This window comes from Acidovorax sp. GW460-11-11-14-LB4, assembly GCF_059423685.1.
Map to the genome: position 1 here is coordinate 20,290 of NZ_JBWKYJ010000048.1, position 18,558 is coordinate 38,847.

An 18,558-nucleotide genomic window follows, 5' to 3' on the forward strand; every position below is an offset into this window, starting at 1 on the left:
TTTCACACCTTGAAGAAATTCACCGGCAGCCCAGCCACTTCCACCTGCATGCTGAACAGCGACCCTGCTGCAACCGCTGCCTGCTGTTCTTGAAGAGGCCTCCCCGCCCGTGCCGACGTAATGAACAACGTCCGCAAATCCTCCCCCCCCAGACACACCATGGTCGGGCACTGCACCGGCACCGCAATGCGCTGCAGCACCTCACCTGCTGGCGAGAGTTGCAACACACAAGCGCCTTCGTACATCGCCACCCAGTAGTTGCCTTCCACATCCACCGCAGCCCCATCGGGCCGCCCGCCGTAGGGCTGGCCCTCCACCTTGCGGTCAAACTGCACCCAGGGGCGGCGGTTGGTGACCTCGCCCGTGGCCACATTGAAGTCGAACTGGTCGATGCGGTGCTCCGGCGTGTTGGACCAGTACAGTGTGCTGTTGTCGGGGCTGAAGGCCAGGCCATTCGCGGTGAAGTTGTCGCCTGCCATGTGGCGCACGCGGTAGCCTGTGGAGCTGGCCGGGTCGGCCTGCAGGCACCACAGTGCCGCATTCGGTGCGGTGCGGGGCGTGATGACCGAGCCCGCCCAGAAACGGCCTGCGGTGTCGCAGCGGCCGTCGTTCAGGCGCAGGACTGTGGTGTCATGCTGCTCGGGCGGCAACAGGGCCAGGCAGGTGAGGGCGGTAGGGTCTGCGCTGTCCTTGGCAGTGTCCAGAAGATAGAAACCGTTTCGTAACCCGATTACCAATCGCCCATCAGCCGCAGGGGCGCAGCAGCCGGGCTCGCTGGGCATGTGCCACTGCCGGTGGTGGCCGCTGGCAGGATGCCATGCGTGCACTGCTTGTCCCTGAATGTCACACCAGTAAAGGGATTTTTCCGTGGGGTGCCAGAAGGGAGATTCACCCAGTTCGGACGGCGGCAAGGGCAAGGTTTGCAGGGACATGGGTTGAATTGGCGTGGTTATCGAGTTACATTCTAGGGCCTCAGATAACGACCCTGGCGCAATGCACGGGGTCCTGCCACCCACCGATGGAGACTTCCATGCATCCAGTTGTAGCGCGCGTGACCGAGCGCATTGTCCAGCGCAGCGCAGACACCCGCGGCGCCTACCTCGCAGGCGTTGACGCCATGATCGCCCGCAAGCCCGCACAAGACCGCATGGGCTGCGCGAACCTGGCCCACGCCTACGCGGCATTGCCGGGCTCGGACAAGTTCAAGGTCACGGTCGAGAAGGCGCCCAACATCGGCATTGTCACGGCCTACAACGACATGCTCTCGGCGCACCAGCCGTACCAGGGCTACCCCGCTATCCTGCGTGATGAGGCCGCCCAGCTCGGTGCCACGGTGCAAGTGGCCGGTGGCGTGCCCGCCATGTGTGACGGTGTGACGCAGGGTACGCCCGGCATGGAGCTGTCGCTGTTCTCCCGCGATGCCATTGCCATGGCCACTGCGGTAGCGCTGTCCCACGATGTGTTCGATGGTGCACTGCTGCTGGGCGTGTGCGACAAGATCGTGCCCGGCCTGCTGATCGGCGCGCTGCACTACGGGCATCTGCCCTGCGTGTTTGTGCCCGCAGGCCCCATGGGCACAGGCCTGTCGAACAAGGAAAAATCCAAGGTGCGCGAGCAGTACGCACAAGGCCTGGTGGGCCGTGACGAACTGCTCAAGGCCGAATCGGCCGCGTACCACAGCCCTGGCACCTGCACGTTCTACGGCACGGCCAACAGCAACCAGATGCTGCTCGAAGCCATGGGCCTGCATGTGCCCGGTGCAGCGTTCGAGTCGCCCGGCACCGAGGCGCGCGAGGCCTTCACGCGCCAGGCGCTGCGCACGGTGCTCGACATCGGCAAGCGGGGCAACCGCTTCACCCCCATCGGCAAGCTGGTGGACGAGCGCTGCATCGTCAACGCCATGGTGGCCCTGCTGGCCACGGGCGGCTCCACCAACCACCTGATCCACTGGGTGGCGATTGCGCGCAGCGCGGGCATCCTGATCGACTGGACGGACTTTGACGAACTCTCGTCGGTGGTGCCCCTGCTGGCCCGCGTGTACCCCAATGGCGATGCCGATGTGAACCAGTTCCAGGCGGCGGGCGGCCCGCCCTGGATCCTGCGCGAGCTGCTGGCGGGTGGCTTGATGCACCCTGATGTGATGAGCGTGAACGCGGGCGGCATTGCCGATGGCGGCAAGAGCGCACCCGCCGTGTCGGGCGACACCTCGGTGCTGCGGTCCGTGAGCGAACCCTTCTCACCCACAGGCGGGTTGCGCCTGCTGCAAGGCCGCCTGGGCCGCGCGGTGATCAAGGTGTCGGCCGTACCCGAAGACCGCCACATCGTCCAAGCCCCAGCGCGAGTTTTTGACTCGCAAGAAGCCCTGCTCGCCGCCTTCAGCGCTGGCGAGGTGAACCAAGACATGGTGGCCGTGGTGCGCTTTCAGGGCCCGCAGGCCAACGGCATGCCAGAGCTGCACAAGCTCACGCCCCCGCTGGCGGTTCTGCAGAACCAGGGCTTCCAGGTGGCGCTGGTCACCGACGGCCGCATGAGCGGCGCCTCCGGCCGCGTACCGGCCGCGATCCACGTCACGCCCGAGGCCCTGGTCGGTGGCCCGCTGGCCAAGGTGCGTGACGGCGACATCGTGCGGGTGGATGCGGTGGCTGGCACGCTCGATGTGCTGGTGGACGACGCCGAGTGGGCCGCACGCGCCCCGGAGCCCTGCAGCGCCCCATCACCCATCGGCTTCGGCCGCGAACTCTTCACCAACTTTCGCCGCCACGCAGGCGGTGCCGAACAAGGAGCCTGCACATGGCTGTAACCCCTGCTTCCGCCCCCATGAGTCCCCTCGACATCGCCAGCCATGGCCCGGTCATCCCTGTCATCGTGATCGACCGCGTGGAAGACGCGCTGCCCCTGGCCGAGGCCCTGCTGGCCGGTGGCGTGAAGGTGCTGGAGGTGACGCTGCGCACCGCTGCCGGTCTGCCCGCCATCGAAACCATCGCCCGCCATCTGCCCGAAGCTGTGGTGGGTGTGGGCACGGTGCTCAACGCCGATGACGCGCGCCGCGCGAGCGAAGCCGGTGCGCGTTTTGCCGTGAGCCCCGGCTACACCTCGGCCGTGGGCAGCGCCTGCAAGGGCCTGAACCTGCCGCTGCTGCCCGGTGTGGCCACGTCCAGCGAGATCATGGCGGCGCTGGCCGATGGGTTCTCGTTCCTCAAGCTCTTCCCGGCCGAGGCCGTGGGCGGCATCCCGCTGCTCAAGTCCTGGGCCAGCCCGTTTGGCCAGGTGAGCTTTTGCCCCACGGGTGGCATCACCAATGCCACTGCCTCCAACTACCTGGCACTGCCCAATGTGCGCTGCGTGGGCGGCTCATGGCTTACGCCCACCGATGCGGTGCGCGCGGGCGACTGGGCCCGCATCACCCAGCTGGCGCGCGACACCCAGGCATTGCGCAAGGCGGCTTGAGGGGCTCTGGGCGCTGGATTTGCAGCCAAAAACGCCTGGTGCGCCAGTGCAATATGCACTGAAAGCTATCAAAATAAGAGCAAAGGAGACGCTGACACCGTGGCGCCAGCGGTACGGTGTCTCCGCTGCGCGCGCCGAGTTGGCTGGACTTGTCGCGGCGCCCCTCTATCATGGCCACGCGGGGATACCCCGTGACCGAGCAATGATTGTTCAAGAGAGGGAATTCGCTATGGATTTTGTTTCAGCTGTCAAAAGCTGCTTCGCGCAGTACGCAGGGTTTTCGGGCCGTGCACCACGCTCCGAGTTCTGGTGGTTTGCGCTGTTTCAGTTCGGAGTGCTGGTGATTGCCACCATGATCAGCCAGGTGCTGTATGGCATTGCCGCGCTGGCCCTGCTGTTGCCAGCGCTGGCCGTGGGGGCTCGCCGCTTGCACGATATTGGCCGCTCCGGCTGGTGGCAGCTGCTGTCCCTCACCGGTATCGGCACGCTGGTGCTGATTTACTGGTGGGTGCAACCCAGCGGGGAGTAAACCCATGGCAGGCCAGTGTCCCGAGTTGGCTCCGTAGAAAAACAAAAGCCCGCAGACCGTAAGGCCTGCGGGCTTTTGTGTAGTGGGCTGCGCAGTCAGCACAGGGCTGCTGCGCAGGGGCCAGGCAATTACATGCCCATGCCGCCCATGCCGCCCATGCCGCCCATGTCGGGCATGCCGCCACCAGCTGGGGCGTCATCCTTCGGGGCCTCAGCCACCATGGCTTCGGTCGTCAGCAGCAGCGATGCCACGGAGGCAGCGTTTTGCAGAGCGGTGCGGGTGACCTTCGTGGGGTCCAGAATGCCCAGTTCGAGCATGTCGCCGTAGGTGTCGTTGGCAGCGTTGAAGCCAAAGTTGCCCTTGCCAGCCAACACTGCGTTCACCACCACCGAGGCTTCGCCACCGGCGTTGTTCACGATTTCGCGCAGAGGAGCTTCCACTGCCTTCAGCACCAGCTTGATACCGGCGTCCTGGTCAGCGTTGTCGCCCTTGATCGAGTCGCCCACAGCTTGCTTGGCACGCAGCAGAGCCACGCCGCCACCAGCCACAACGCCTTCTTCCACAGCTGCACGGGTAGCGTGCAGTGCGTCTTCCACGCGGGCTTTCTTTTCCTTCATTTCGACTTCGGTGGCAGCGCCCACCTTGATCACGGCCACGCCGCCAGCCAGCTTGGCCACGCGCTCTTGCAGCTTTTCGCGGTCATAGTCGGACGTGGCTTCTTCGATCTGCACGCGCACTTGCTTGACGCGGGCTTCGATGTCTGCGGCAGCGCCAGCGCCGTCGATGATGATGGTGTTTTCCTTGCCCACTTCGATGCGCTTGGCTTGGCCCAGGTCGGCCAGAGTGACCTTTTCCAGGGTCAGACCGACTTCTTCAGCGATGACCTTGCCGCCCGTCAGGATGGCGATGTCTTCCAGCATGGCCTTGCGGCGGTCGCCGAAGCCAGGAGCCTTCACAGCCACAACCTTCAGGATGCCGCGGATCGTGTTGACCACCAGCGTAGCCAGGGCTTCGCCTTCGACTTCTTCGGCAATGATCAGCAGGGGACGGCCAGCCTTGGCAACTTGCTCCAGCGTAGGCAGCAGGTCGCGGATGTTGCTGATCTTCTTGTCGAACAGCAGCACGAAGGGGTTGTCCAGAATCGCGGATTGCTTTTCTGGGTTGTTGATGAAGTAGGGCGACAGGTAGCCGCGGTCAAACTGCATGCCTTCCACGACGTCCAGTTCGCTGTCCAGCGACTTGCCGTCTTCCACGGTGATCACGCCTTCCTTGCCAACCTTGTCCATGGCGTCAGCGATCAGCTTGCCGATGGTTTCGTCGGAGTTGGCGGAGATCGAACCCACTTGGGCGATTTCCTTGGAGGTGGTGGTGGGCTTGGAAGCCTTCTTCAGCTCGGCAACCAGGGCCGTCACAGCCTTGTCGATACCACGCTTCAGGTCCATCGGGTTGATGCCGGCGGCCACGTACTTGAAGCCTTCGCGCACGATGGCTTGTGCCAGCACCGTAGCGGTGGTGGTGCCGTCACCAGCGTTATCGCTGGTCTTGGAGGCCACTTCCTTCACGAGCTGGGCGCCCATGTTCTGCAGCTTGTCCTTGAGTTCGATTTCCTTGGCCACGGACACACCGTCCTTGGTCACGGTAGGGGCGCCGAACGAGCGCTCCAGCACCACATTGCGACCCTTGGGGCCCAGTGTGACCTTGACCGCGTTGGCCAGGATGTTCACGCCTTCAACCATGCGAGCGCGGGCTTCGCCGCCGAAAACTACGTCTTTTGCTGCCATTTTGGAGCTCCTGAAAATTTGATTCAAATTGGCTGCTGGCGCTTATTCAATAAGCACTAGCAGCTATGAAAAGATGAGTGATTCAGAGGGAAGAGAAATTACTTCTCAACCACTGCAAACAGGTCGTCTTCCTTCATGACCAGCAGCTCGTCGCCCTTGACCTTGACGGTCTGGCCCGAGTACTTGCCGAACAGAACGCGGTCACCGACCTTGACGTTCAGGGCGAGCACTTCGCCCTTGTCGTTGCGCTTGCCGGGGCCAACGGCCAACACTTCACCTTGATCGGGCTTTTCGGCGGCGTTGTCAGGGATCACGATGCCGGAAGCGGTCGTGGTTTCGCTTTCAATACGCTTGACGATCACGCGATCGTGCAGAGGGCGAAGGTTCATTGCAATGCTCCTGTTTTCAGTAAAAAAGCTGAGGGACTCAATCAGCCCCGGCCATCCGGGGCCACCAAACTGCCAGCAGGGAGCGCGGTGTTAGCACTCGTCTGCGGTGAGTGCTAATGATACGGGCATTTGTGGCCATTTCAAGACACCCCCTCAGAACGTGGGGGCGAAGGTGCGGAACGCTGCGGAACGCCACTCTACTTTCGTTTTTCCGCCATTCAAATTTAGATTTTGGTGAATCGCTAGCGCGGAGTTGCCGCGTATGCCGTCAGCCTGTCGTTCTTTGAAACGTTTAGAACAGAAGCGAAAAATAGAAGTGGGTGCACACTATTTTATAATTGGTCGAAACCGAGTTGCTTCGATGGCAGCTCCCGGCTGGTTGCAGCCATAGGGTTGCCGCAGACGGATGGGTGTCAGTGTCAGTGCAAGTTTTATCTTCACCTTGGGGTGATCCCTCAACAGCCGTGCACCGATGTACATGTTTTCAAGCGCCTCGGTTGAAGCGCTGACTGGCAAAAGCTACGGGGAGTTGGGTGGGCTGCTTCAGGCTGTTTGCATACATACGGGATGCGTCATCGAATGAGTACTATCGGCCATGAGCAGTCACTCGCACCCTGCTGGACGGTAGCTTCCACGAGCACGACTCGTCCACGCTGGCCTTTGAATTGGCGGCGATGGCCGCCTTCCGCGAAGGCTTTGCGAAAGCGTCACCCCAGGTGCTGGAGCCCATGATGGCTGTGGAGGTCATCACCCCGGTCGACTACTTGGGCGATGCCATCGGCGACCTGAACCGCCGCCGCGGGCTGGTGCGTACCCAAGGCCTGCGTGGCAACGCCGCCACGGTCGAGGCCGAGGTACCGCTGAAAGAGATGTTCGGCTACATCGGCAGCCTGCGGGCCCTGTCCTCAGGTCGTGCACAGTATTCGATGCAGCTGGACCACTACGGGGTGGTGCCTGCGGCCCAGGCTGCAGAGCTGGTGGGTTGAGCTGAGAGCGCCGGGCCAGTTGCCCGGTACAGCCGTTGAGGGGGCGTGGACGAGAGTCTGCCCCCTTCTTTTTTGGCTTTGCGAGATGTTTGCTGCGGGACGGCTCCGGTCATCAAGGCTCAGCCGGGGGATGCTGCCAGAAGATCACATACGCCTCACAGACTTCATGTTGACCTCACGCAGGCACCCAATACTCGCCCCAACGCTCGATGGTTCTTGGTTGGAAAGGGTTCCATGTTTATTGCAATCGCGCTGGGCATGGCCCTGCTGTGCCTGGCCGTCTTTGGGTTGGCGACCTTCTTTCTGGCAAGGGGCATGGCTAGAAGTTACGGCTATGTCTTCCACCAGTTACTCGGATATCAACCGCCCACTGTCGCGCTGCGGTTGACCTCCTGGGCCTGCGCCCTGCTTGTGCTGATACTCCTGCCGATGAAAGGATGCAGCCATATGCAGGTGGAGCTGTATCGCCAGGCGATTCCTCCTCAATTCGAGCTGGTGGAGGCTCTGCACCACGATGAGATCGTTGGTTTCCGAGAGGGTTGTGGATACGCAATTTTCCGGCTCTCAGAAGACAACCTAGCGCGCATTCGTCGCCAGGGCCTAGCTTACTTCGACACGGCCCAGCTTGGGCGGGATGGCAAGCCCTATCACCAATACCAGCCGTGGCAGGTCACGCTGACCGATGCGCATGACCAGCTGTTTCGCGGGCAAAGCTGCGCAGGTGAACCGTCTGAATTGCTGGAGCAGGCTCAGCGCGCAGTTGGCAAAAAGGGGGCGTTCTTCACTACCGGCCACGAGCAGGATCTGGTGGTTGTTCCCGCGTTGGGATTGCTCATCTACTCCTACAACGGTTGACCGAACGGCCCCGCTTTATCTGTTGCACCTTCTACCTTGTGCATCATCCCATCGCCATATCCTCCCAACGAGGCTCAGCAATGGCATCAACCAGGCATAGATCTGCGCGATCGCGTGCATATTTGAACGGAGTTGCTTGTTCGTCCAGTCAATCCACTACCTTGAACGACTGACCTCGAAGTAGCCGACCAAATTCATTGCGCAATCAACTGCACAGTTAAGCGCATGGGCCCCTCTGGCTACAACTTGGACTACCCAGCTTTGCGTCCAATCTCCAAATCTCTGTCCAAGAGACAGTCGATAAATGCACCCAAGAGCGCTGGTCGATGCTGCCTGTTCGGGTAGTAGAGGAACAGCCCGGGGCGTGAGATCGACCAATCCGCCAAGACCTGGACCAACCTGCCATGGGCCAAGTGCTCGGCCACACCATCTCGTTCGAAGTGATACGCAATGCCGAGCCCGTTCAGCGCAGCAGCAATGCCAATGTCAGCATGATTGGTGACGACCGGGCCATCCACCGCGACTTCCATCTTTTGGCCCCTCTTCTCGAATTCCCAGCGGTACTGTCTGCCGTCCATCTGGAGCCGCCAGTTAATGCACGCATGGCTGTGCAAATCGGCGGGCGTCTTAGGGACCCCTCGCTCAGCTAGATAGCCTGGAGAGGCCACTGCAATCATATTCAGATCTGGGCTGAGGCGCACGGCAATCATGTCTTTCTCAAGTCGTCCACCCACGCGGATGCCCGCGTCGAAGCGGCCCACAACAATGTCGGCCAGAGCGTAGTCGACCACGATGTCGAGCAGCACGTCAGGGTAGGCGCGATGGAAGCGTGAAAGCCTGGGTGCAATGATGGTTCTCGCTGCGATCCCCAGCGTGTTGATGCGAAGCGTGCCTGTGGTGTGCCCTGCAGCCTCGGTGGCTTCAGCGACTGCTGCATCCATTTCCCGAAACAGTGGGGCTATGCGCCCATAAAGCAGTTCGCCACTTGCAGAGGGCGCGACGCTTCGTGTCGTCCTATTCAGAAGGCGCGTGCCGATCCGGGCTTCGAGCTGTCGAATGGTCTGGCTGAGCGCAGACGGCGAAAGGCCCAGATGTTCAGCCGCGCGGGCAAAGCTCTTGCGTTCGACCACGGCAGCAAAAGCTTTTAGCTCAGCAAATTCGAACCCGCGCATTATGTATTCCTTGCTACATAGCTCATTCGAATTCTAGATGATTCACTTATTTCACTACGGCACGCATCCTTAGGCTTCATTCAACACACGGAGCACCAGCATGCACCCCTCGACTCTTCCTGAACCCATTGCCGCGTACTTCGCGGCTGAGCACAACCCTGAGGCCTTGGGGTGTTGTTTCACACCGCAAGCGGTCATGAAGGACGATGGCCACACCTACATCGGCGTCGAAGCCATCACGGCCTTTATGGCCGAGGCATCCGCCAAGTACAGCGCAACGACGGTGCCGTTTGCGCTGGCAAGTGAGGGGGGCCTCCAGATTGTCCACGCCAAGGTCACAGGCAACTTCCCTGGCAGCCCTATCAATCTGTCCTATCGCTTTCGCCTGGAACGCGGCCTGATTTCATTGCTGGAGGTCACAGCATGAACTTCGATCTTCAATTGAAAGGCCAGCGCGCCCTGGTTACCGGCGGCACCAAAGGTTTGGGAGCTGCCGTCGTGAAGAGCCTCCAGGAAGTCGGAGTGCAGGTCATGACAACTGCGCGCTCTGCACCAGACAGGCCGCTTGAAGGTGTGACTTACGTCCAGACTGACCTCACGACGGCGGAAGGCGTGAGCGAACTGGCGCGCGTGGTGAAGGAGCAGTGGGGCGGTGTCGATATCCTGATCAACTCCGTCGGAGGCTCGACCGCTCCGGCAGGTGGTTTTGCGGCACTGGATGACGCTGTGTGGCTCAGTGAGCTGAATCTGAACCTGATGTCAGCAGTGCGTCTTGACCGTGCGCTGTTGCCCGCCATGTTGGCCAAGGGTACAGGGGTTGTCCTGCATGTGACGTCGATACAGCGTGTGCTTCCACTTCCGGAGTCAACGACCGCGTACGCCGCCGCCAAGGGTGCCCTCTCGACCTACAGCAAATCCTTGTCAAAGGAGGTCACACCGAAAGGAGTGCGCGTTCTGCGCGTCTCGCCAGGCTGGATTGAAACCGAGGCTTCGGTAACGTTCGCCGAGCGGATGGGCGCAGAAGCGGGCACGGACTACGAGGGCGGGAAGAAGATGGTGATGGACTGGCTCGGCGGAATTCCGGTCGGGCGGCCTGCCACGCCAGAGGAAGTTGCCGACCTGATCACCTTCCTGGTGTCTCCTCGCGCAGCATCGGTGTCGGGCTCGGAGCACATGATCGATGGAGGGACAGTACCAACCGTGTAGAACCTTCACAAGGCTCTACAGATACTCCCACAGGTCATGAGCTTGGACGATTTTCCGATTTCTGTAGGGTGGGCTCCGGAAACCTGGCGTAGGGTTGCACAAGGCAGCGGATGTGCGACACGCCAACTCCAGGTATCACTGTCAACTTATGCTGTCGGTACAAACAATTCGCGCTCTTGACGTTGTCTATCCAGAGATCTGCTCGGTAACACATGATTTTGGATGCAGCGGAGCATCACGCTGGAGGGTGAAAGTCGTCAGGTGTAGGGCTGCGGTGTCGCCTTATAGCCATGCCCAGATCCGGCGCAGCAATGCGGGCGCCGGTCGAGCGGGACGGAATACATAACGGGATGGTTTGTGCATGGCTTTCTCGGTGTCGGTTTTTGCAATACTGTACAAAACCTCAGTATCATGCGCAAGATCGCCACGGCACCTCCAGCTCTCGCCCGAGGGGGGCAGAATTGCCGTGCCAGCGTCCTCTTCGCCACCTGATGTCCTCAGCCCTCGCACCCACCGAACTCCGGGGCTTCCTCCTCACACGCCATTGGCGTGACCTCCCTGACGGCACCGAGATCGAATACTGGCTGGCCACCGACGACGGGCCCAAGAAGGTGCTTCTGACCCGGCAGAGCTCGGTCGCCTTTCTGCCTGCCCAACACCGGGCTGCAGCGCAGGCCTCACTGGCGAGCCTGCAGGGCCTGGAGGCGAAGGAGCTCGGTCTGAAGACATTCGATCAGCAGCCCGTCCTCGGTGTCTACGCCCGCAGGTTCCGCGATCTCGGCAAGCTGGCGCGCGCGCTCCAGCCGCTGGGAATACCACTCTACGAAGCGGATGTCCGCCCGCACGATCGCTACCTGATGGAGCGGTTCATCACGGCCGGTGTTCTGATCGAGGGAGGCCAGCGCGAAGGCTCGACCATCCTCGACGGCAAGTTGAAGCCAGCATCCGGTTGGCGCCCGGTATTGAAGGTGGTGTCGCTGGACATTGAGACGAGCGCGACCGAGGAGCTGTACTCGATCGCACTGGATGGTGCGGGCGACCGGGTGGTGTTCATGCTGGGGGAAGCACCAGAGTCTGTATCAGCGCCAGCTGTGTCGCCGGTGGACTTCAGGCTTGTGTACTGCCCGACACGCCGGGAGATGATTGAGCAGCTCAATGCCTGGTTTGCAGACCATGACCCGGATGTCATCGTCGGCTGGAGCGTGATCCAGTTCGACCTGCGGGTGCTGCAAAAGACCGCCGACGCGAACTCCGTGCAACTGCTACTCGGACGCGAGCGCCGCCCCATCGCTTGGCGTACGCACCCGGGGCGCCAGGGCTACCTGTTCGCACCCATGCCCGGACGCGTGGTTGTCGATGGCATCGAAGCACTGCGGGCGGGCATGTGGAGCTTCCCGTCTTTCAGCCTCGAAGCGGTCTCGCAGGCATTGCTCGGCGAGGGCAAGGAGATCGGCGATGCCTACGACAAGATGGATGAAATCGAGCGGCGCTACCAGGAAGACAAGCCGGCGCTGGCCAGCTACAACATCCGCGACTGCGCGCTCGTCCTTCGCATTTTCGAAAAACTGGAGCTGCTGCCGTTCGTGCTGGAGCGAGCCCAGACCACGGGCTTGCAGATAGATCACTTCGGCGGCTCCATCGCCGCATTCAGCCACCACTACCTGCCGCGCATGCACCGCCTGGGCTACGTGGCACCCAACGTGGGTGACATCGCAGCCAAGGCGTTTCCTGGCGGCTATGTGATGGACTCCAGGCCGGGCTTCTACGACTCCGTCGTGGTCCTGGACTACAAGAGCCTGTACCCCTCCATCATCCGGACCTTCCTGGTGGATCCAGTAGGCTTGGCAGAGGGAGAGAGCACCAAGGTCCAGACCGGGTTGGTGCAAGGGCCACAAGGCACGCTGTTCTCGCGCGACAAACACTGTCTGCCGGACATCGTGACCACACTCTCGAATGCCCGGGACGAGGCCAAGCGGGCGCGCAATCAGCCGCTGTCGCAGGCCCTGAAGCTGCTCATGAATTCCTTTGCGGGTGTGCTGGGTGCGTCGGAATGCCGCTTCTTCAATCCGAAGCTGGTGTCTGCCGTGACCCTGCGCGGCCACGAGGTGATGAAGCTCACACGGACCTTCGTGGAGCTGCGTGGATACCAGGTCATCTACGGAGACACCGACTCCATCTTCATCTGGCTCAAGCGCACTTATTCCAATGCGGAGGCACACGCCATCGCGGCCAGCTTGGTGCAGGAGATCAACGCTTGGTGGACCGGCAAGCTGCGAGAAGAGCAGCAGTTGGAGAACTTCCTCGAGATTGAGTTCGACACGCACTACGCCAAATTCTTCATGCCCACCATCCGGGGATCGGATGTCGGCAGCAAGAAGCGCTATGCCGGCCTGAGCATCGATGAAGAGGGGCGGGAGGAGATGGTCTATCGCGGGCTGGAGATGGCCCGCAGCGACTGGACCCTGTTGGCACGCCAGTTCCAGGAGGGCTTGCTGTCACGCATCTTCCATGGCGAGCCCTATCAGGCTTTCGTTGCCCACTATGCGCGGTCGATGCTGGACGGTCAAATGGATGCGTTGCTCGTCTACCGAAAACGCCTGCGCCACCGGCTCGATGCCTACGAGGTCAACGTGCCGCCCCAGGTGCGCGCGGCGCGCATCGCTGACGCACACAACGCGAAGTTGAACCGCCCTCAGCAGTACCAGCGTGGAGGTTGGATCGAGTACGTGATGACGCAGAGCGGCCCCGAACCTCTGGAGGCCCGGCATTCGCGCATTGACTATGAGCACTACCTCGTCAAACAACTGCAACCCATTGCTGATGCGATTCTTCAGCCGCTGGGGGACAGCTTTGCAGCATTGACGAGTGCGCAGAAGGTGTTGTTCTAGGCGATACCGGCGGTCGAACTGGTGCGCCCCCTGATGCGGACTTGTTGATGAGGGCGAGCAGACGAGACCGTCTATTTGCGTCCGATAGCGAGCTTCGCACCCACGAAAGTCTAGTGGCGCAAAAACCGCACCGACGAATGTAGAGTGGCGCGGGCCTCTAAACACCAATGGCGCAGTTTGGAGGAAACTGAAGTAAATCAACGACTTACGCCTGCTGGGTTTCTAAGGTTAACTGGCGTTCCGCAATGTTCTGTCCAAGTCCGTCAGGCCGCAGCAACCAGCATCAGATCCAGGTTCTGCACCGCCGCCCCCGAGGCGCCCTTGCCAAGGTTGTCAAACACGGCGGTCAGCAACACCTGACCGTGGCGGGCGTTGCTGAACACTCCCAGCTGCAGCCGGTTGGTGCCGTTCAGGGCTTGCGGGTCCAGATGCTCGGCCGCTTCGGTGGTGGCGGGGGGCATCACCTCGACAAAGGTGGCGTCGGCATAGTGCTGCCGCAGGCAGGCGTGCAGGTGTTCGCCTTGCGTGCCGGGCGGGAGCTGCCGCAGATGCAGCCCGATGGTCAGCACGATGCCCTGGCGGAAGGCGCCGTACGAGGGCAGAAAAAACGGGCGCTGCGACAGCCCGGCGTGCTGCGCGATCTCGGGCGTGTGTTTGTGCTCCAGCTGCAGCCCGTAGACCTGGAAGGCAGGCGCATGGGCTGCTTCGGCCTTCGTGTGCTTGCACCCGGGCACGCCCACCGCCGGAATACCCCGACACCGCATGGATGGTGAGCGCATGGTCGTCAGGCAACAAGCCGGCCTGCACCAGGGGCCGCAGCAGGGCGATGGCGCCTGTGGGGTAGCAGCCGGGGTTGCTGACGCGTTGCGCGTTGGCGATGCGCGCGGCCTGCGCCGCATCCATCTCAGGGAACCCATAAACCCATTGCGCGTCCGTGCGGTGGGCCGAGCTGGCGTCGATCACGCGCACCGAGGGGTTGTGGATGGCTGCCACGGCTTCGCGGGCGGCGGCGTCGGGCAGGCACAGGATGGCGATGTCGCAGCTGTTGATGGCTTCGGCGCGGCGGGTGGGGTTCTTGCGGTCGGCTTCGGGCAGTGTCAGCAGCTGCAGATCTGTGCGGCCGTGCAGGCGCTGGTGGATTTGCAGGCCGGTGGTGCCTTGGTCGCCGTCAATAAAAACAAGGGGCTGGGTGGTCATGGTGCGGATTCCTGGCATGGGGAGATGTGGAATCTTCGGCGCCGGTCTAAACTTTGAAAAGTTGAATTTCACAAACATCAAGATCAGTTCTGCTGAACGTCATGCGCGAACTCAATCTCGACCGGCTGCGTACCCTGGTCACCATCGCTGACCTCGGGTCTTTCGCTGAAGCTGCCCGCACGCTGCATCTGGCGCCGCCCACGGTCAGCCTGCACATTGCCGACCTGGAGGCGTTGATCGGTGCGCCGTTGCTGGTGCGCAAGCGGGGCGAGGTGCGGCCGTCCGGCGCGGGGGAGGTGCTGGTGGAGCGGGCGCGGCGTCTGCTGGCCGATGCCGACGAGGCCATGGACCTGGTGCGGCGCCAGGTGCAAGGGCTGGAGGGGCGGGTGCGGCTGGGCGCGTCCACCGGCGCCATCGCGCACCTGCTGCCCCAGGCGCTGGAAGTGCTGGGCCAGTACCACCCCGGCATCGATGTGCAGGTGCTGGTGCTCACGTCGCAGGAGACTGTGTCGCGGCTGGCGCTGGGGGCATTGGATGTGGGTCTGGTGGCCTTGCCCATGGCCTCGGTGCGCGGGGTGACGGTGATGCCGTGGCGGCGCGACCCGGTGATGGCGTTCGTCCCCTCGGCCTGGGCGGCGCCCCGCAGGGTCACGCCCCAGTGGCTGGCGGGTCAGCCGTTGATCCTGAACGATGACGGCACCAGCCTGTCACGCCTGACGAACGATTGGCTGGCCCTGGCGGGCGAGCTGCCCAAGGCGCGCATCCAGCTCAACTACAACGATGCCATCAAGAGCCTGGTGGCCGCCGGCTACGGGGCCACGCTGCTGCCGCACGAGGCATCCACCGCCACGCCGCTGGACCCGCGCATCCGCATGCTGCCGGTGCAGCCCCGGCTGTGGCGCCCCCTGGGCATCGCCCACCGCGCGGGCCCGGTGGAGCGCGCCACCCAGCATGTGCTGGATGTGCTGTGGCAACAGAAGCAGGTGTGACGCGAAGCTGAACCGGGAATGTGCCGCCCCAGGCCGCCGCCTGTCGCTCAGGCAGCGTCGTCCCCGATGAGCAGTCGGGTGTCGGACACGTAGCGGTGCGGCGGTACCTCCAGGTTGGTGGGCGCGGGCTTGTTCCTGAAGACTCGGCCCGCCAGGTCGAAGGTGGAGCCGTGGCAGGGACAAAAGAAGCCGCCCTGCCACTGGTCGCCCACGCTGGGGTTGGAGGTGCCTGCGGGCACGGCGGTGGGCGAGCAGCCGAGGTGCGTGCAGATGCCCACGGTGACAAACACCTCCGGGCGGATGGAGCGTTGCGGGTTGCGGGCGTACTCGGGTTGCTGGTCCTTGCGCGAGGCGGGGTCGGCCAGTGCGGCGTCTTGCTGGGGCAGGGCGGCCAGCATCTCGGGCGTACGCCGCATGATCCACACGGGCTTGCCGCGCCATTCCACCGTCTTCACGCCGCCGGACTGCAGGTCGCTGATGTCCACCTCCACGCCGGCGCCCATGGCCCGCGCGCGCTCGCTGGGGGCCACGCTGGACACCAGGGGCACGGCGACCCCTGCCGCCGCCACGCAGCCTGTGGCCGCCGTCAGCAGCACCAGCTGCCGACGCTCTGCGGAGGGATCGCCGTCGGTGCCTGGAAGGCAGCCATTGGGAGTAGCGGTGTGGAGAGACATGGGGTGCTTTCAGAGAGAGTTAGGACTGGCCGTGGCGTCGAGAGGGGGGCTCGGCGGGGTGACAACCACCGCCCGCAACGTAGCGGGCGGCAATGCTCTACCGCAAACGACGTGCCATCACCCGCAAGACCGGCCTGCCATGGCGCGTGCTGCCTGAAAAGCTCGTGAATTCAATGGGTTGCGCGCGCGAGGTCTGGTTGGCAGGTGCGCCGCAGGCCCGGCAGCGGCCGGATTCACTGCCACCCTGTCTGCCAAACCGGCTGCCAACTGCCATCCATTGCAGTCCGCATGGCATAGATCAAAGGCCCGCTGCCGAAACCGGTGCACCGTCAGGGCCCTTGCATGTACGAAGGTTTTTCCATGCCCCACCTCCCCGCACCACCCGCAGAACTGGTGTCTTTTCTGGAGGGCCTGCCAGATCCGCACATCCTGCTGGACGGCCGCTATCGCATCCTGGCGGCCAATGGCGCCTATCGCCGCCTGTTCGCTACGGCTGGCGGCGCGGGTGGCAGCGTGTTGGGGCGCACCTGCCACGCTGTGTCCCACCATGCCTGCGTGCCCTGTGACCAGGCGGGCGAGTCCTGCCCGCTGGCGCAGGCGCGCGCCTCGGGGCAATGCGAACGGGTGCTGCATGTGCACCACACGGCCCAGGGTGAGGAATATGTGCAGATCGAGCTGACACCGGTGGCGGGGGCGGAGGGCACAACGGGATTTTTTGTGGAAAAGATGGTGCCTTTGCCGGTGGCGGCGCAGCCGGTGCCGTCCGCGCAGGGGCTCATTGGGCGTTCGCCCGCGTTCCTGAAGATGCTAGGGCTGGTGGCGCGGGTGGCACCCTCGCGGGCTGCGGTGTTGCTTCTGGGCGAGTCGGGCACGGGCAAGGAGCTGGTGGCCCATGCCGTGCACCAGGGTAGCCTGCGCGCGCGGCGGGCGCTGGTGCCCGTGGACTGCTCCAGCATGCCCGAGGCGCTGTTCGAGTCCGAGCTGTTCGGGCATGAGAAAGGGGCGTTCACCGGCGCGGCCCAGACCCGGCCGGGGCTGGTGGAGGCGGCAGACGGTGGCACGCTGTTTCTGGACGAAGTGGGCGACATCCCGCAGCCGCTGCAGGTGAAGCTGCTGCGCCTGCTGGAGACCGGCACCTACCGCCGCGTGGGCAGCACCGAGCTGCGGCATGCCGACCTGCGCGTGGTGTCAGCCACGCACCGCAACCTGCAGCACATGGTGGCCGCAGGGCATTTTCGCGAAGACCTGTATTACCGCCTGAGCACCTTCCCCATCCACCTGCCACCGCTGCGCGAACGCCAGGGGGATACCGCTTTGCTGGCACGCGCGCTGCTGGAGCGCGTGGCGCCCCCGCCCCGTGCGCTGCAGTTGTCTGGCGCTGCGCTGGCCTTGCTGGAGGCGCAGCCCTACCCCGGCAATGTGCGGGAACTGCGCAACCTGCTGGAGCGCACCGCCTTGCTGTGCGATGGCGACAGCATCGGCGCGGAGCATGTGCAGCAAGCGCTTGCCTGTGGTCTGCCCCCGCTCGCGGGTGCGGTGGCTCAGGGCGCAGGGGTGCTGCCTGTATCGGTTGCGTTAGCGGGGCTGCCACGCCGCCGCCCCTTGCCCGACGACGAGGCCCTGCGCCAGGCCGTGGCTGCCCACCAGGGCAGCCGTTTAGCCCTGGCGCGGCGGCTGGGCATCAGCGAGCGATCGCTGTACCGGCGGCTGAAAACATTGGGTGCTTGATGCCAATAAGTGAAGAAATTGGCCTCAAGCGCATGTATTGATTGTGCTGGCAGCTATTTTTTATATAGCGTTTGGTGCACCTTGCTGGCTCACACCACCGCATCGGGCGCCAGCGCGCTCAGCACCATGCGCACGATCAGTTCCTCGGCTTTTTCGTAGTCGCGCTCGGTCAGGGCGGGCTTGCCCAGCAACAGGGCGAACTGGGCTTCCTGCTCCGCATACGCCTGGGTGACCGACCAGATGATGAACATCAGGTGCGTGAAGTTGACCTTGGCAATGCGGCCCTCGCGCGCCCAGCGCTCGAAGGTGCGCACCTCGGTCTTGAGCAGCGGCGCCACGCGTTCGGTGATGGCCGTGCCATACCGTGGTGCACCCGCAATCACCTCTTTGGTGAACACCTTGGCGCCCTGGGGGCGGGTGCGCGAATAGTGCAGCTTGGCGCGGATGTAGCGCCGAAGCGCCTGCTGGGGGTCGTCGCTGTGCGACAGGTCTTCCATGCCGGCCAGCCACTGGGTGAGCACATCGTCCAGCACCCGCTGGTACAGCGCCTCCTTGCTTGGGAAGTAGTACAGCAGGTTGTGGCGGCTGATGCCGATGGCGGCGGCAATGCTCTCCAGCGATGCGCCCTCAAAGCCGAATTGCGCAAACTGATTCTCTGCCTCGGTAAGGATGCCCTGCTCCTTGAGCAGCCGCGAGGCCGTGGGGGCACGGGGGGCG

At 63.4% G+C, this 18,558-nt stretch carries 15 protein-coding genes and 2 pseudogenes; 10 read left to right on the forward strand and 7 right to left on the reverse strand.

Translation table 11 applies throughout. The features are described 5' to 3' along the window. Positions 1-2 precede the first annotated feature (2 nt). Positions 3-932 carry an SMP-30/gluconolactonase/LRE family protein gene (locus tag AC07X4_RS16350; protein ID WP_494740667.1) on the reverse strand — a complete coding sequence of 310 codons (930 nt, stop codon included), beginning with the start codon at positions 930-932 and terminating at the stop codon, positions 3-5. A gap of 98 nt (positions 933-1,030) precedes the next feature. Here AC07X4_RS16350 and edd point away from each other — a divergent pair, with 98 nt between their 5' ends. From edd to AC07X4_RS16365, 3 genes are all read left to right on the forward strand, one after another. Beyond that, positions 1,031-2,800 carry a phosphogluconate dehydratase gene (edd, locus tag AC07X4_RS16355; RefSeq protein ID WP_494740668.1) on the forward strand — a complete coding sequence of 590 codons (1,770 nt, stop codon included), beginning with the start codon at positions 1,031-1,033 and terminating at the stop codon, positions 2,798-2,800. Continuing rightward, positions 2,791-3,447, forward strand: a complete 657-nt coding sequence (eda, locus tag AC07X4_RS16360) for a bifunctional 4-hydroxy-2-oxoglutarate aldolase/2-dehydro-3-deoxy-phosphogluconate aldolase (RefSeq protein WP_494740669.1) — start codon at positions 2,791-2,793, stop codon at positions 3,445-3,447. Before edd ends, eda begins: the two co-directional genes overlap by 10 nt. A gap of 229 nt (positions 3,448-3,676) precedes the next feature. Beyond that, entirely contained in the window at positions 3,677-3,976 is a 300-nt protein-coding gene (locus tag AC07X4_RS16365) for a DUF805 domain-containing protein (protein WP_056744079.1), read from the forward strand. 128 nt (positions 3,977-4,104) lie between these two features. Here the strand turns inward: AC07X4_RS16365 and groL are convergent, their stop codons facing one another. Then, positions 4,105-5,757: a chaperonin GroEL gene (groL, locus tag AC07X4_RS16370; protein ID WP_108498884.1), complete on the reverse strand. Its 1,653-nt coding sequence runs from the start codon at positions 5,755-5,757 to the stop codon at positions 4,105-4,107. A gap of 98 nt (positions 5,758-5,855) precedes the next feature. Continuing rightward, a complete protein-coding gene (locus AC07X4_RS16375) occupies positions 5,856-6,146 on the reverse strand; it encodes a co-chaperone GroES (RefSeq protein ID WP_056058492.1) in 291 nt (96 codons plus the stop codon). 611 nt (positions 6,147-6,757) lie between these two features. On the opposite strand from AC07X4_RS16375, the pseudogene fusA reads away from it, so the two are divergent. Both fusA and AC07X4_RS16385 read left to right on the forward strand, forming a co-directional pair. Beyond that, positions 6,758-7,132, forward strand: a pseudogene (gene fusA, locus AC07X4_RS16380) (elongation factor G); the annotation flags it as partial. A gap of 234 nt (positions 7,133-7,366) precedes the next feature. Next, a complete protein-coding gene (locus tag AC07X4_RS16385) occupies positions 7,367-7,987 on the forward strand; it encodes a hypothetical protein (RefSeq protein WP_494740670.1) in 621 nt (206 codons plus the stop codon). Positions 7,988-8,238: 251 nt separating this feature from the next. Here AC07X4_RS16385 and AC07X4_RS16390 read toward each other — a convergent pair whose 3' ends face one another. Further along, on the reverse strand, positions 8,239-9,159 hold the full coding sequence (locus tag AC07X4_RS16390) for a LysR family transcriptional regulator (RefSeq protein ID WP_494740671.1): 921 nt from the start codon (positions 9,157-9,159) through the stop codon (positions 8,239-8,241). A 100-nt stretch (positions 9,160-9,259) separates the two neighbouring features. On the opposite strand from AC07X4_RS16390, the gene AC07X4_RS16395 reads away from it, so the two are divergent. The 3 genes from AC07X4_RS16395 to AC07X4_RS16405 all read left to right on the forward strand — a co-directional run bounded on the left by AC07X4_RS16395 (position 9,260) and on the right by AC07X4_RS16405 (position 13,253). Beyond that, positions 9,260-9,586 carry a nuclear transport factor 2 family protein gene (locus tag AC07X4_RS16395; protein ID WP_260666346.1) on the forward strand — a complete coding sequence of 109 codons (327 nt, stop codon included), beginning with the start codon at positions 9,260-9,262 and terminating at the stop codon, positions 9,584-9,586. Beyond that, a complete protein-coding gene (locus AC07X4_RS16400) occupies positions 9,583-10,365 on the forward strand; it encodes an SDR family oxidoreductase (protein WP_494740672.1) in 783 nt (260 codons plus the stop codon). Before AC07X4_RS16395 ends, AC07X4_RS16400 begins: the two co-directional genes overlap by 4 nt. A gap of 491 nt (positions 10,366-10,856) precedes the next feature. Continuing rightward, positions 10,857-13,253 carry a DNA polymerase II gene (locus AC07X4_RS16405; protein WP_494740673.1) on the forward strand — a complete coding sequence of 799 codons (2,397 nt, stop codon included), beginning with the start codon at positions 10,857-10,859 and terminating at the stop codon, positions 13,251-13,253. A 263-nt stretch (positions 13,254-13,516) separates the two neighbouring features. On the opposite strand, the pseudogene argC reads toward AC07X4_RS16405, so the two are convergent. Then, a pseudogene (gene argC, locus AC07X4_RS16410) lies at positions 13,517-14,450 on the reverse strand (N-acetyl-gamma-glutamyl-phosphate reductase). Positions 14,451-14,551: 101 nt separating this feature from the next. Between argC and AC07X4_RS16415 the strand changes: the two are divergent. Further along, positions 14,552-15,439 carry a LysR family transcriptional regulator gene (locus AC07X4_RS16415; RefSeq protein ID WP_440598254.1) on the forward strand — a complete coding sequence of 296 codons (888 nt, stop codon included), beginning with the start codon at positions 14,552-14,554 and terminating at the stop codon, positions 15,437-15,439. A gap of 47 nt (positions 15,440-15,486) precedes the next feature. Here AC07X4_RS16415 and petA read toward each other — a convergent pair whose 3' ends face one another. Continuing rightward, entirely contained in the window at positions 15,487-16,113 is a 627-nt protein-coding gene (gene petA / locus AC07X4_RS16420) for a ubiquinol-cytochrome c reductase iron-sulfur subunit (RefSeq protein WP_494740674.1), read from the reverse strand. Positions 16,114-16,473: 360 nt separating this feature from the next. On the opposite strand from petA, the gene AC07X4_RS16425 reads away from it, so the two are divergent. Then, a complete protein-coding gene (locus AC07X4_RS16425; protein ID WP_494740675.1) occupies positions 16,474-17,841 on the forward strand; it encodes a sigma-54 interaction domain-containing protein in 1,368 nt (455 codons plus the stop codon). Positions 17,842-17,930: 89 nt separating this feature from the next. Here the strand turns inward: AC07X4_RS16425 and AC07X4_RS16430 are convergent. Next, positions 17,931-18,558: TetR/AcrR family transcriptional regulator (locus AC07X4_RS16430; RefSeq protein ID WP_494740676.1), on the reverse strand; the 628-nt coding region annotated here is incomplete at its 5' end.

Coding starts and splice junctions, on each gene's coding strand:
- edd (WP_494740668.1), top strand. CDS start 1,031: ATGCATCCAGTTGTAGCGCGCGTGACCGAGCGCATTGTCCAGCGCAGC.
- AC07X4_RS16405 (WP_494740673.1), top strand. CDS start 10,857: ATGTCCTCAGCCCTCGCACCCACCGAACTCCGGGGCTTCCTCCTCACA.
- AC07X4_RS16425 (WP_494740675.1), top strand. CDS start 16,474: ATGCCCCACCTCCCCGCACCACCCGCAGAACTGGTGTCTTTTCTGGAG.
- AC07X4_RS16400 (WP_494740672.1), top strand. CDS start 9,583: ATGAACTTCGATCTTCAATTGAAAGGCCAGCGCGCCCTGGTTACCGGC.
- AC07X4_RS16390 (WP_494740671.1), bottom strand. CDS start 9,159: ATGCGCGGGTTCGAATTTGCTGAGCTAAAAGCTTTTGCTGCCGTGGTC.
- AC07X4_RS16350 (WP_494740667.1), bottom strand. CDS start 932: ATGTCCCTGCAAACCTTGCCCTTGCCGCCGTCCGAACTGGGTGAATCT.
- eda (WP_494740669.1), top strand. CDS start 2,791: ATGGCTGTAACCCCTGCTTCCGCCCCCATGAGTCCCCTCGACATCGCC.
- AC07X4_RS16395 (WP_260666346.1), top strand. CDS start 9,260: ATGCACCCCTCGACTCTTCCTGAACCCATTGCCGCGTACTTCGCGGCT.
- petA (WP_494740674.1), bottom strand. CDS start 16,113: ATGTCTCTCCACACCGCTACTCCCAATGGCTGCCTTCCAGGCACCGAC.
- AC07X4_RS16365 (WP_056744079.1), top strand. CDS start 3,677: ATGGATTTTGTTTCAGCTGTCAAAAGCTGCTTCGCGCAGTACGCAGGG.
- AC07X4_RS16375 (WP_056058492.1), bottom strand. CDS start 6,146: ATGAACCTTCGCCCTCTGCACGATCGCGTGATCGTCAAGCGTATTGAA.
- AC07X4_RS16415 (WP_440598254.1), top strand. CDS start 14,552: ATGCGCGAACTCAATCTCGACCGGCTGCGTACCCTGGTCACCATCGCT.
- AC07X4_RS16385 (WP_494740670.1), top strand. CDS start 7,367: ATGTTTATTGCAATCGCGCTGGGCATGGCCCTGCTGTGCCTGGCCGTC.
- groL (WP_108498884.1), bottom strand. CDS start 5,757: ATGGCAGCAAAAGACGTAGTTTTCGGCGGCGAAGCCCGCGCTCGCATG.